Source organism: Rhodococcus sp. 114MFTsu3.1, from assembly GCF_000383555.1.
In the GTDB taxonomy this organism is placed as follows: domain Bacteria; phylum Actinomycetota; class Actinomycetes; order Mycobacteriales; family Mycobacteriaceae; genus Rhodococcoides; species Rhodococcoides fascians_E.
The window spans coordinates 434,840-448,164 of the sequence record NZ_KB911544.1; the positions used below are offsets into that span (position 1 = coordinate 434,840).

11 protein-coding genes are annotated in these 13,325 nt (G+C 65.9%); 3 read left to right on the forward strand and 8 right to left on the reverse strand.

Going from position 1 to position 13,325, the window contains the following annotated elements:
- Positions 1-27 precede the first annotated feature (27 nt).
- Together yaaA and H292_RS0102070 are read left to right on the forward strand one after the other, a co-directional pair.
- The gene (yaaA, locus tag H292_RS0102065) at positions 28-771 is read left to right on the forward strand and encodes a peroxide stress protein YaaA (RefSeq protein WP_019664203.1); all 744 of its coding nucleotides are present in this window, start codon (positions 28-30) and stop codon (positions 769-771) included.
- Positions 768-1,991 (forward strand): DUF2786 domain-containing protein, encoded by a 1,224-nt coding sequence (locus H292_RS0102070; RefSeq protein ID WP_020110268.1) that lies wholly within the window; start codon positions 768-770, stop codon positions 1,989-1,991. The genes yaaA and H292_RS0102070 overlap by 4 nt, the downstream gene beginning before the upstream one ends.
- Here the strand turns inward: H292_RS0102070 and H292_RS0102075 are convergent.
- A complete protein-coding gene (locus tag H292_RS0102075; protein ID WP_020110269.1) occupies positions 1,909-3,120 on the reverse strand; it encodes a DUF418 domain-containing protein in 1,212 nt (403 codons plus the stop codon). The two genes, H292_RS0102070 and H292_RS0102075, sit on opposite strands and share 83 nt — an antisense overlap.
- Before the next feature lie 107 nt (positions 3,121-3,227).
- Here H292_RS0102075 and mgtE point away from each other — a divergent pair, with 107 nt between their 5' ends.
- Positions 3,228-4,574 carry a magnesium transporter gene (gene mgtE, locus H292_RS0102080; protein ID WP_020110270.1) on the forward strand — a complete coding sequence of 449 codons (1,347 nt, stop codon included), beginning with the start codon at positions 3,228-3,230 and terminating at the stop codon, positions 4,572-4,574.
- A 30-nt stretch (positions 4,575-4,604) separates the two neighbouring features.
- Here the strand turns inward: mgtE and H292_RS0102085 are convergent, their stop codons facing one another.
- Genes H292_RS0102085 through cobO form a run of 7 tightly spaced genes read right to left on the reverse strand, consistent with a single transcriptional unit; the run spans position 4,605 to position 13,319 of the window.
- Positions 4,605-6,107 carry an MFS transporter gene (locus H292_RS0102085; protein ID WP_020110271.1) on the reverse strand — a complete coding sequence of 501 codons (1,503 nt, stop codon included), beginning with the start codon at positions 6,105-6,107 and terminating at the stop codon, positions 4,605-4,607.
- 11 nt (positions 6,108-6,118) lie between these two features.
- On the reverse strand, positions 6,119-7,360 hold the full coding sequence (gene cobA / locus H292_RS0102090; protein ID WP_019664208.1) for a uroporphyrinogen-III C-methyltransferase: 1,242 nt from the start codon (positions 7,358-7,360) through the stop codon (positions 6,119-6,121).
- Positions 7,361-7,371: 11 nt separating this feature from the next.
- Positions 7,372-9,186, reverse strand: a complete 1,815-nt coding sequence (locus H292_RS0102095) for an ABC-F family ATP-binding cassette domain-containing protein (protein WP_020110272.1) — start codon at positions 9,184-9,186, stop codon at positions 7,372-7,374.
- 15 nt (positions 9,187-9,201) lie between these two features.
- Entirely contained in the window at positions 9,202-10,866 is a 1,665-nt protein-coding gene (locus H292_RS0102100) for a DUF7800 domain-containing protein (RefSeq protein WP_230594234.1), read from the reverse strand.
- A gap of 46 nt (positions 10,867-10,912) precedes the next feature.
- Positions 10,913-11,275, reverse strand: a complete 363-nt coding sequence (locus tag H292_RS0102105; RefSeq protein WP_019664211.1) for a cobalamin biosynthesis protein — start codon at positions 11,273-11,275, stop codon at positions 10,913-10,915.
- A complete protein-coding gene (locus H292_RS0102110) occupies positions 11,272-12,705 on the reverse strand; it encodes a cobyrinate a,c-diamide synthase (protein WP_027498560.1) in 1,434 nt (477 codons plus the stop codon). The genes H292_RS0102105 and H292_RS0102110 overlap by 4 nt, the downstream gene beginning before the upstream one ends.
- Positions 12,699-13,319, reverse strand: a complete 621-nt coding sequence (cobO, locus tag H292_RS0102115) for a cob(I)yrinic acid a,c-diamide adenosyltransferase (protein ID WP_020110275.1) — start codon at positions 13,317-13,319, stop codon at positions 12,699-12,701. Before cobO ends, H292_RS0102110 begins: the two co-directional genes overlap by 7 nt.
- Between the last annotated feature and the right edge of the window lie 6 nt (positions 13,320-13,325).

Genomic DNA, 13,325 nt, shown 5'->3' on the forward strand with positions numbered 1-13,325 from the left:
CCCAGCGAAACGGTAACGTTGCTCCCCGTGCTCATCCTGCTCCCACCTTCCGAAACCAAGTCCGACGGCGGAGTGGGATCACCTCTCGACCTCGACGAGCTGTCGTTGCCGGACCTCACCCCGTTGCGGCAGAAACTCGCGGATGCCCTGGTCGAGTTGGCTGCGGACGTCGAGGCATCGAGCGCAGCCCTCGGACTCGGTCCGACCCAGGCCGACGAGATCCAGCGCAACGCGGCGCTGTGGACGTCGCCGACCGCTCCTGCTCTCAGCCGCTACACCGGCGTGCTGTACGACGCACTCGACGCCGGTTCGTTCACGCGTGCAGGCCGCGCCCGGGCCGCGGCACGCCTGTGGATCGGCTCCGCCCTGTTCGGAGCGGTGCGCGCGACCGATCCCATCCCGTCGTACCGCTTGTCCGGCGGGTCGAAGATTCCCGGATTCGGCACGCTGCGCTCACTGTGGAAGCCGGACCTGACCGAGGCACTTCTGGCCGAGGCCGACGATCTGGTGGTCGACCTTCGATCCGGGACGTATCAGCAGCTGGGTCCGGTCCCAGGGGCGGTCACGGCGACCGTTCTCACCGAGAAGCTCGACGGCACCCGGTCCGTCGTCAGCCACTTCAACAAGCACCACAAAGGCCTGCTGGCGCGCGCACTGACGCTGACGACCGCCGAACCGAAGGACGTCAAGGGAGTGGCACGGGTCGCAGCGAAGTCCGGGCTTCGCGTAGAGGTCGCCTCGCCGACCGAGTTGATCGTGCTCACCGAATGAACCCGGTTCCTTCGCTGCTGCGGCAGGGCGCCGACGCTTCGTACGGCCGCAGCAAGGACCTGCGACTCGTCGACGACATCGCCGACCGGTTGATCGCGCTCGACGAGTTCGACCCGCAGGCACTCGGGTCGCTGGCGCTCACCAACATGATCCAGACGATGTACGAAGCAGGATGGCAACCGTTCGACCTGCTGCACATCGTGCGACGCCAACAAACCGTCGCTGTGTCTTCGCTTGCGGCAGCGGCAATTCTGCACCAATCGGATCTGACCGACGCCGACGACCGTGCGCCGCAGAGCTGGGTCGATCAGCTCTCGGAGATCTGTGCCGCGTATCCCAAAGCTGCGGCCCGAGTCGAAGCGTCTCCGAGCTTCCTGGCGGCACAGTTGTCGGCGAGCGGAAAATCGGACTACATCGCTGCCAGTGATCAATGGATCGCGGTGCTCGCGCTTCTGGGGCAGTGGCAACAATTGCCGAGATGGCCGCAGATCGGGCCGCTGCCCTCACAGTGGCCACGCAAGCGTGCTCCTCGCATGGACCGCGGCGTGACGACCGGTGAATCACCGAACGGCAAGGTGCTCGGCAGGATCCGCGGACTGCTCGCGAAGGCGGACGCCACCGACTTCGAAGAAGAAGCCGAGACCCTGACCGCCAAGGCGCAGGAACTGATGACGCGGTACTCGATCGACTCGCTGCTGTTGACCGAAGGCAACGTCGACGTGATCAGCCGTCGACTCCACGTCGACAACCCTCATGCACCTGCGAAAGCACAGCTGCTGCACGCCGTCGGCGACGTCAATCGGGTCAAGTCCATCTGGGATCCCGAGTTCGCCGTCGCTACTCTCGTCGGCTCCCCCGTCGACGTCGAGCAGACCGAACTGCTGTTCACCTCGTTGCTCGTCCAGGCGACGCGGGCACTGTCGCACTCGCCGAAAGCCAAGCGACGCAAAGGGGCTGCATCCGCAGCGTTCGGCAAGGCGTTTCTGTTCGCCTATGCCGTCAGGATCGGCGAGCGTCTCGCCGACGTCGGCGCACTCGCCCTCGAGGAGGCGACAGAACAGTCGGGAAGCCTGCTCCCGATGCTCGCCGCACAGACTGCGGCCGTCGAAGAGGAATTCGATCGGTTGTTCCCCGACGTCAGGGCGATGCGGGGGCCACGACTCGACGCCGAAGGATGGCACTCCGGCCAGGCTGCCGCCGACGAGGCCCACCTGTCGTAGCCACGCCGATTCCCGCCGAGTAGTTCCACAACCATTCGATCGGCCCACGTCGGTGGCGCCGCAGCCACAGGTGTGCGAACAGGCTCAGGATCGACACCGTCACCAGGTAAACCGCGACCGTACCGAGGACCTTCTGCGCGGGCGCATCGAGTTTCGCCGCGATCCCGAATCCCCACCCGTAGCACAGCACCGAGGCCACCACGTTCTGGAGAACGTAGCTCGACAATGCCATTCGTCCGATCTCGGTGAGCCGCGCGGTCACGAAGCCGTCGCGATCACCTCGAACGTACAAAGCGGCCACGAACGCCAGAATCCCAAGGGATACCAACGGTGCTGTCAGGTATCGAGATACGATGATTCCAGGGTCTCCGCCCACCAGTCCTAACGCGAAGTCGATAGGCAGCGCGGCCGTCCCGAGAACCATCATCCTCCGTCGAAGAGTTCTCCCCGATGCGGACAACACTCCCGCGCGAAACAGGCTTGCCCCCAACAAGAACAGTGCAATCGACATCGGAAGGATCAACACCGTCTCGGAGCGGAACACCACAGCGTTGTCGATACGGAAGAGCACCAGATCCCAGAACGAGCCGTCCGCGTACGGGTTGGGCTGCAGCGGAGACGGCTGCGTACCCTCCGACGCGGAGGCCAGCAGTGCTGCGATCGCCGAGATCATCACGACGTGTACGCCGGCGGCGCAGATCATCCACCGCCGCTGAGCACGTTCCCCACCGACGAGAACGTACGCGACGACGAAACCGGTGACGGCATACCCCATCAGCACGTCGAATTCGGTGAACAGAAGGAAGTGCAGTACCCCGTCGACGAAGAGCAGTGCCGCCCGGATGGGGTATCGACCTGGCCACGGTTCCCCTCGCGTCGACGCCGACCGCTGCTGGATCGCAAGCCCTATACCGAACATGACGGTCAGAAGACCGAGGAACTTGCCCTGGGCGCATTGTTGCAGAATTCGTTCGACCAGACCCCACCCACCGTCACCTTTCCCGACAGCATCGAGATATCCGACGAGCCCGGATCCGCTGGTGAAGATCCAGACGTTGGTGCCGAGCGTGCCTGCAATCGCGATGCCGCGCAACACATCCAATGATCGATACCGTTCGAGGGCCGCCATGGTTCAACGGTAACGACATCGATGCATTCATCGCGTCCTCCTTTCGACGGACCCCGAAGGGAAGCAGCCCACGCGGTTCCGCTCGGTGCACTCGGCACAATGGACGAGTGCACCACACTCTCGACGACGTCATCACCCGCTCGACGGAACTGCTTCGCGCGAAAGATCTCGCCGGCATGTCCCAACTCGTCGCGGACCTGCCGCCTGCCGACGCAGCGCGGATTCTCGAACGTACGGACTCGGCCGAACGCGCGGTGCTGTACCGATTGCTGCCGAAGGATCGCGCACTCGATGTGTTCGAGCAGTTCGACGCATCGGTCCGCAGCGAACTCGTCACCGCGCTGCGAGACGACGACGTCGTCACCCTCTTCGCCGAACTGGATCCCGACGATCGCGTCGAACTCGTCGACGAACTTCCCTCCAATGTGGCGCACCGGTTGATGCAAGGACTTTCACGGACGGAGCGTGAGCTCACCGCGCCGATGCTCGGCTACGCGAAAGGGTCCGTCGGACGACGGATGAGCCCCGAGTACGTCCGTGTCCGCCCCACCACGACGGCGGACGAGGCCCTGGCTCAGGTGCGGGCGATCGGAGCCGGTGCCGAGTCCGTCTATCTGCTTCCGATCACCGACGACAGCCGACGGCTCGTCGGCGTCGCGACGCTCGCCGACGTTGCCACCGCCGACCCCGCGACGGTCGTCGAGAACCTCTCGACGAGCCGGCCCGTCGTCACGGCCGACGTCTCCGCCGAGGAAGCCGCCCGTTCGTGCCTCGACCATCGAAGCCCAGCCGTCGTGGTCGTCGATTCGGAGAATCGCTTGATCGGCATCCTCACCATCGACCAGGCATCACGCATTCTCGAAGATGCCGAGGACGAAGATGCGGCTCGTGCCGGCGGCACCGAGCCTCTGCGCCGGCCGTACCTGGCCACTCCGGTGCTGAGCATCGTGCGATCGCGTGTGGTGTGGCTGCTTGTCCTCGCGCTGTCCGCCATTCTCACCGTGCAAGTACTCGAAATCTTCGAGCATGCGCTGGCTGCGGTGGTGACGCTCGCACTGTTCATTCCGCTGCTCACCGGAACCGGTGGCAACACCGGATCCCAAGCCGCCACCACGGTGACTCGTGCACTTGCCGTCGGCGACGTACGCCCACGCGATATCGGCGCGGTACTGTTCCGCGAAATTCGCGTGGGCGCAACGATGGGCGCGATGCTCGGAACGCTCGGATTCGTGATCGCAGGCCTTGTCTACGACTGGCATCTCGGCCTGGTCATCGGATCCACCCTCCTCGCGATCTGCACTCTGGCAGCTACTGTCGGGGGCGCGATGCCACTGTTGGCCAAGAAGATCGGCGTCGACCCTGCCGTGTTCTCGACGCCGTTCATCTCGACGTTCTGCGACGCAACGGGATTGATCGTCTACTTCGCGATCGCGAAGCTCGTGCTGGGCGTCTAGGCCGCTGGGGTGTCTAGGTCGATTGGGTGTCTAGGTCGATTGGGCGTCTTCCTGCGCGGCCTGGGCCTGGGCGACCTGTTGGGGGGTGAAGCGAATGAAGAATGCCGCGAGACCTGCCACGACGGCGAGGATGGAGCAGCAGAAGAGCGCGAACATGTAGCCCGAGCTGAGGGCACCGAGCTGAACGTCGTTCATCAAGGTCGCCGGGCCCGTGGTGCCCCCCAGTGACAGCGTGCGGGACGTGACCAGCGCGCCGACGATCGCGAGTGCCACCGGGCCGCCGAGTGTCTGCGCGACGAGGGCGATGGCGGTCAAGGGGCCGATTTCGGTGGCCTGCACCCCGGCGATCGCGCACAGTGGAAGAGGGATCGACGCCATGCCGACGCCGAATCCGATGCCGATGACCGGGAAGAAGATGCCGGGGAAGTACGACGAATCGGCGTCCATGGTGGCCACCGAGAACAGAAGCCACCCGATCATGATCAACGCACCGGTCATGACCAACCATCGCGGTTGAATACGTACGACGAGTTGAGAGGTGATGAACGCGGCAGCGCCCAGTCCGAAGGCGAACGGAACGAACGCGAGGCCCGCCGCCAACGGGCTGTAGCCCAGGATGTCCTGAACGAACAGGGCGACGAACGCGGCCAGGCAGAACATGACGCCGCCGGCGAAGAAGATCGCCACGAAGGTGGCGACTCGGTCTTTGCTCGCGAACAGAGAAAACGGGAGCAGCGGGTTGTCCGCTCGGCGCTCGACGACGAGGAACAGACCCAGCAGGATCAGACCCGCGACGAGCGAACCGACCACCAGTGGACTGAGCCACCCCAGTTCGGTGCCTTCACTGAGCGCGAGGACCACACCGGTACAGCCGAGGGTGCCGAGTATCGCTCCGGGGAAATCGAGGGCCAAGCGGACGCCTGCGGTTTCCTTCAGTGACACCACCGCGAGGATCACGATCAGGATGCCGATCGGCACGTTGATCAGAAAGATCCAGCGCCAGGACACCTGAGTGAGCGCACCGCCGATGATGAGTCCGGCGATGGAACCGACACCGGTCATCGCGGCGTAGATGGCGATGGCCTGATTTCGCACCGGACCCGGTGCGAAGGTCGTCGCCACGAGCGCAAAGGCCGTCGGCGACGCCACTGCCGCACCCACGCCCTGCAGTGCGCGCGCGGCCACCAACGTCGCTTCGTTGACGGCGAGCCCGCACAACAGCGACGCGATGGTGAACAGCACGACGCCACCGAGGAACATCTTCTTGCGACCGAACGCATCGCCGAGGCGCCCGCCCAGAAGCATGAGGCCGCCGAACGCCAGTGCGTACGACGTCAACACCCAGTTGCGACCCGCGTCGCTCAATCCCAGATCCGCCTGCAGCGGCGCCAAAGCCAGATTGGCCACCGTCCCGTCGAGAACCACCATGAGCTGCAGTCCGCTCAGAACGATGATCGCCAGACCGAATGCCCTGGTGGTGACCGGGTAGACGATCTGCGTCGTGGGCGCTGCGGGCTGCGTGTGATCAGGCACGGGGGTTCACGTTACCGAGAGTTCACAGAAAAACCAGCAACGGTTCCGATTACGACGATCGCAGGTGGACGTATGCCCTCGTCCTTGACCTTCTGGGCCACTGTGGAGAGGTCCGCCCGTACCTCACGTTGGGTACGCATCGTCCCCTCCTGGACCACGAGGACCGGCGTCGACGCGGCTCGTCCGCCGTTCATCAGCACCGCCGCGAATTTGTCGATCCGCTCGACGGCCATCAGGAGCACGATCGTGCCCTTGAGTCGCGCCAGTGCGTCCCAGTCGACGAGAGAGTCGGGGTGGTCCGGCGCGACGTGTCCGCTGACGACGACGAATTCGTGAGTCACACCTCGATGCGTCACCGGCACGCCCGCAGCGGACGGCACGGAGATCGCACTGGTGATTCCCGGCACGACGGTGACCGGGATTCCCGCGTCGGTGAGAGCTTCGAGTTCCTCGTAACCACGGCCGAAGACGTACGGGTCCCCGCCCTTGAGCCGGACGACGAACTTCCCTGCCTTCGCTCCGTCGATCAGCGCCTGGTTGATCGCCTCCTGGGCCATCGCGCGTCCGTACGGAATCTTCGATGCGTCGATGACCTCGACGTGTGGGCCGAGCTCGGCCAGCAACTCCGGCGGCGCGAGTCTGTCGGTGACCACGACGTCGGCATAGGTCAACAGACGACGCCCGCGAACGGTGATGAGGTCGGGATCACCCGGGCCACCGCCGACGAGTGCGACGCCGGTGTGCGGGGCGTGTGCGGCGTCGGTGACGACACCGGACTGCAGAGCTTCGAGCACCGCGGTCCTCACCGCAGCCGACCTACGGTGCTCTCCCCCGGCCAGCACACCGAGCGTGAGTCCGTCGTAATCCGCCGACGCCGGGGTGACCGCGGTGCCGTCGCGCGCGACGTCCGCGCGAACGCAGAAGATTCTGGCCCGTTCGGCCTCGGCGACGATGGCCGCGTTGGTCTCGGCCTCGTCGGTGCACGCGATCGCGTACCACGCGTCCGCGATGTCTCCGTCGCGATAGTCCCGCAGGTCCAGCGTCACCTGACCAGCCGTCGCCCAGCCCTCCACCGCGGGTGTCGCCTCACGAGTGATGACATGAACCACCGCACCCGAGGAGATCAACAACGGCAGCCGACGCTGCGCGACAGTGCCACCGCCGACGACGACAACACGCCGTCCGGACAGATTCAGGCCGACCAGATAGGGAGAATCGGTCGCGTCGGACTCACTCGATGTGGAGACATTCACGGTACGAAACGCTACCGCGTTGCCCTGGGTGCTCGCTCCCGCAGGCCTCGCGGGCGCTCGACCCGTGTTTCGTCCCAGACGGGCTCACTCGATTCGCGGACCTGCCCGTCGGATCCGAAGACGAGGAACCGGTCGAAGCTGCGCGCGAACCATCGGTCGTGGGTGACGGCGACGACCGTTCCCTCGAATGCTGTGATGGCGTCCTGCAGCGAGTCCGCGGACACCAGGTCGAGGTTGTCCGTCGGTTCGTCGAGGAGCAGCAGGGTGGCGCCGGACAGTTCCAGCAGCAGGATCTGAATCCGTGCCTGTTGCCCACCGGACAGGTTGTCGTACAACTGCTCTGCGGCGAGTGACAGGCCGTAACGATCGAGTGCACGGCTCGCGGCTTCGCGACCCATTCCGTCACGGTGCTCGTTGCCGAGATGCAGGATGTCCAGCAACGTCTTGCCGTGGAGATCCGGCCTGCTGTGAGTCTGCGCGAACAATCCTGGCCGCACCCGCGCACCCAACACGACGGTGCCGCTGTGCGGTACGGGCGCGATCTCGAGTTCCTGGACCGGGAGGTGCTCCCGCTCGGGGTCGGTACCGCCCGTCGCCAGCAGCCGAAGAAAGTGCGATTTGCCGGATCCGTTGGAACCGAGCACGGCCACCCGATCACCGAACCAGATCTCCGTGTCGAACGGCTTCATCAACCCGGTCAGCTCCAGTCCGGTACACACCAGCGCGCGTTTCGCGGTGCGCCCACCGTGCAGCCGTACCGTCACCTTCTGCTTCAGGGGAACCGCCTCGGGAGGGCCCGCGTCCTCGAACCGCGTGAGCCTCGTCTGCGCTGCCTGATAGCGAGCGGCGATGCCGTCGTTGAACTTCGCTTTCTCCCGCAAACGGAGAACGAGCGCCCGCAGTTTCACTCGTTCCTCGTCCCAGCGGCGGCGAACTTCGTCGAGCCGGGCGTTCCGGTCCTCGCGCGCGTCGTAGTAAGTGGCGAAGCCTCCGCCGTGGACCCAGGAGGTGGCCCCGTTGAATCCCGGTTCGAGAGTGACGATGCGGGTGGCGGCATTCGCGATGAGCTCGCGGTCGTGGCTGATGAAGAGCACGGACTTGTCCGACTCACGAATCGTCTTCTCCAACCACCTCTTACCGGGAACGTCCAGGTAGTTGTCCGGTTCGTCGAGCAGAAGCAACTCGTCGGAACCGGCGAACAACGCCTCGAGCACGACACGCTTCTGCTCGCCACCGCTCAGAGTCGACACATCACGCCACTTCGCGACGTCGAACGGTGCACCGAGCGCTGCCATCGTCACCTTGTCCCAGAACGGTTCCAGATCGTATCCTCCGACATCGCCCCAATCGGACAGCGCAGCAGCGTAGTTCATCTGCGTCTTCTCGTCGTCCGCCTCCATCATCGCGTTCTCGGCCTCGTCCAGAACCTCGGCGGCTCGGCGCACCGCGAGCGAGGACACCGACAGCAACAGATCCAGAACCGTCGTTCCGCCGGCTCCACTCCCGACCCCACGGGTCGCTCCGCCGGCTCCACTCCCGACCCCACGGGTCGTTCCGCCGGCTCCACTCCCGACCCCACGGGTCGTTCCGCCGGCTCCACTCCCGACGAACTGACGCATGACTCCGAGCGCACCCGATCGGGTCACGGCGCCGTCCTCGGGCTCGATATCGCCGGAGACGATGCGAGTCAACGTGGTCTTGCCTGTGCCGTTCGGTCCGATCAACGCCATCTTGGCGCCGTCACCGACACGGAATCCGACGCCGCTGAGAAGCTGCCTGCCGTCGGGCAGGAAGTAGTCGATGTCGGTCAGTTCGAGGTGAGCCACGCCGACAAATCTATGTCAGGGAGTCAACGTCATTTTTCGAGTGGTGGTCAGGGTCTGTCGGCCGACGGGATCGACGTGCGCATGCTCGACGCTCACCCGCGCCGTCTCCCCCTCGGTCGTGAGAAGCATGACGCCGTTGTCGAACCACGGCCCGGCCTCGGCTTCCCAACTCACGTCGGGCGGCGGCACCTTGGCTCCCCGTGCGAGCGAAGCCAGTACCCGCGCGGCCGGACGTTTGATCGCCAGCCGGTTCACGGCACGAATCGGTAGGTTCAGCGGGTTGCGGAACGGCGACATCGTCAACTGGTACGTCGCCGGAACGTCGCCGCCCACCCCGAACTCGGCTCGCGCGACGTACGAGCAGTGCACGTCGCCGGAAAGCCACATGATGCTGGCGGGTGCGTCGTCGCTTCTGGAGATCTCGCGCACCAGCGTCGCCATGTCCAGGAACGACTTTCCGAACGCGGCCCAGTGCTCGAGATCCAGGTCGATTCGGAGCTTCTCCCCTACTCGCGCCGCGAGCTTGCCCCAGCTCCCCTGTGCCACAGCCTCGTTCCACTGTTCGAGATGATGCAGTGCGGGCAGCATCAGATACGGCAGTGACGAGCCGAAGAGCAGGTGCCGCGGAGACTTCTCGAGCGCTCGTTCTCTGACCCACGCCCACTCGACGTCGTCGACCATCGCGCGCCGGCTCGGATCGAGGTCACGCGAGCACCGGGAGTCGATCATGATCAACCGAGTGTCACCGAAATCCCGGTAGAAACTCCACCGGCCGGTCTCGGGCACCTCGTCGACTCGCAGCGAGAACTCGGAGAGCAGGCGTTCACGATCCTCGTCGGTCGCAGCGACCTTCACCTGTGCGTACAGCTCGTCCCGACCGAGCTCGTCGGGCGAGAGATTACCGAGGTGCTGATACACCCAGTACGACGAGAACGCACCCACGACACGGTCCTTCCACCAGGGCCTGGTCTCGATGTCGGCGCGCCACGACGCCGACGAGTTCCAATCGTCACGCAGGTCGTGATCGTCGAGAATCATGCACGACGGCACGCTCGCGAGCAGCGTCCTGACCGGCTCGACTCCCCACGACTCGTGGTAGAGCCACGAGTACTCCTCGAAGTCGCAGATCTCGTCGGCCGCGTCGGTGTCGCGGGCACTCGCCGGACCGTCGCCCGCGGCTCGTCGAGCGCGCAACCTCTCGATGATCTCCGGCGACGGGTCGTCGGCGTAGACCTGGTCGCCGAGCAGGAGCAGCGCCTGCGGCCACTCCTCCGGTCCCTGCCCGGCCATGCGGGTGCCGAGGCCCGCGAGCGCATCCGCGCCGATTCGCTGTAGGGATTCGTCGCTGTAATTGTCTCCGCGCCTGCAGGATCCGAACGCGAAGGTCACCGGACCGTGCCGGTCGATGGTATGAATCGCCGCGGTTGCACCCGGTTCGGGCCAGACGACGCGGCCGTCGAACGTCGAGTCGTAGGTGATGGCGGTGTCGGCAGGCAGATCGGTGAGCGCGACGAGCGCGTAATGGTGACCGTGAACGCCCCACGTCGAAGCCTCACCGTGCACACCGGTGTCGGTGGTCACTCGGACGGTCCCCGGCCGGTCGAACTCGAACCAGAACGTTGCATCGTGCGCACCGACATAGCGGACGAGAGGACCGAGTACGAGCGGTGAAGACGTCATCGTCACCACGATGCCCTGAGTCCGCTCGACGCGCCACTGTGGCCGGTCACAGCAGCGCTGCAGCGACCGTCACACCGCGGGCACTCGTCTTCGCGAGTACGAGGCGTCCTTCGGTTGCGCGCAGCGCCGCCGCCTCCGCGACACTGGGCGTTCCGGTGGCGGCCCGCGTCCGAGCGGACGGTTCGGTGACCGTCACCGCCGCAAGTTCCTCCGCGGACCACAGGTGCAGCGTCACACCGAGGGACTCGGCGACGGGAAGCATCTGAGCGTCCTTCGACTCCAGCGTGGACAACGCCACGATCGTGAACGTCGTCGGTACGACGTCACGCAGGACGGCGAGGCAATCCGCCACCGACGCCGTCGACGTCGCTCCGATACCCACGACCACGTGCGTGGCCGCCGGCGTCACGCGCCCGCTCTGGTCTCGTGGGAACGCGCGGAGGCGAACGTCGCGCAGGCACCGACGAAACGACGGACCGACTCCGGGCTGCCCGCCGGGTGCGTGTGCAGGTACGACGCGTGTACACCGCCGCGCACGAATCCTTCCTGCACGAACGCCCGCTCCGCTGCCACGCTGGGGTTCCGCCACCCCCACGCGGAGTGCAGGTCGGTCGAGGGCGCCTGATCCACGAGCCTGGTCCGATGGAACTCGTGCCCGCTCACTCGTTGCCCGGCGTCGAACAAAACGGACGTCTCCAGCGCCACCGCATCGCGATAACCGAGAGTGAGCGACGTGCCGAAGCGTGCTTCGATGTCGAGCACTCCGGCCATCGAGTGCCCGTCGAGTTCGCGCGCCAGGTACAGGAGCCCGGCGCATTCCGCGTGGATCGGAATGCCGCGGTCTGCTGCGGCGCGGACGTCGGCGAGCAACGCGGTGTTCGACGCCAGCTGTTCGGCGTGCTCCTCCGGAAAGCCTCCGGGGACGACGACTCCGGATGTGCCGTCGGGCAGCCCGTCCGTCAGTGGGTCGAACACCGCGACATCGGCTCCCGACGCTCGGAGAAGTTCGATGTGTTCGGCGTACCCGAAGGTGAAGGCGGGCCCTCCCGCCATCGCCACCACGGGACGGGTCTCGTAATGCCTGCCCACCTCGCCCGCGGGGTCCCACGGTCGATCCTGCACCGCCGAGCGGGCCAGTGCGACGATCGCGGCGATGTCCACGTGTGCGGCGACGAGGTCGGACATCGCATCCACGGCCGCCCGTGCCCGGCCTCCGTGCTCCAGCGCGGTGATCAGTCCGAGATGCCGGGACGGCACGGCCAGTTCCGCCATCCGGGGCAGCGACCCGAGAACCGGCACGCCGACACGTTCGCACGCTTGACGGAGCACCTCCTCGTGGCGAGGACTTCCCACTCGGTTCAGGATCACGCCGCCGATGCGAACGGACGTGTCGAACGTCGAGAACCCGTGCAGCACAGCGGCCAGACTCTGACTGTGGCCTCGTGCGTCGACGACCAGTACGACCGGCGCACCGAGCATGGCTGCGACGGCGGCAGTGGAGCCCTCGGCTGTGGCGGCGCCACCACCGGACATGTCGATCTTGCCATCGAACAGGCCCATGACGCCTTCGACGACGGCGATGTCGCAGCCCGCGCTTCCGTGTCGATACAGCGGACCTATCCGCTCGGCGCCGACCATGACCGCGTCGAGATTGCGGCCCGGGAGCCCGGTCGCAAGTGCATGATAGCCGGGGTCGATGTAATCGGGGCCGACCTTGAACGGGGCGACACGACGCCCGGCGCCACGCAGCGCACCCATCAAACCCGTTGCCACCGTAGTCTTTCCGCTCCCGGATGCCGGGGCTGCGATGACGACGGCGGGAACGGAGGTGGTCACCATTCGATTCCGCGTTGGCCCTTGCGGCCCGCGTCCATCGGATGTTTGATCTCGGCCATTTCGGTGACCAGATCGGCCGCGTCGATCAGCGCCGCAGGTGCATCGCGGCCGGTGATGACGACATGCTGATTACCCGGCCGACTCCGAAGCACGTCGACGACCTCGTCGACGTCGACCCATCCCCACTTCAACGGATACGTGAATTCGTCCAGGACGTAGAACCGGTGCGTCTGCTCCGAGAGTCGCCGCGCGATCTCCGCCCACCCGTCGGCAGCGGCTGCAGCGTGGTCCACCTCGGACCCCTTCTTTCGGGTCCAGGACCAACCTTCGCCCATCTTGTGCCATTCGACAGCGCCGCCGACACCCGAAGATTCGTGGAGTTCGCCGAGCATCGTGAAGGTCGCTTCCTCACCGACCTTCCATTTGGCGCTCTTGACGAACTGGAACACACCCACGTCGAAACCCTGATTCCACGCGCGTAACGCCATCCCGAACGCAGCGGTCGACTTCCCCTTGCCCGGCCCGGTGTGCACGGCCAGTACCGGTTGATTGCGACGCTGCCGGGTGGTCAATCCGTCCTGCGGTACCGATCCCGGAAGCGGAACTCCCTGAGGCATGCTTCT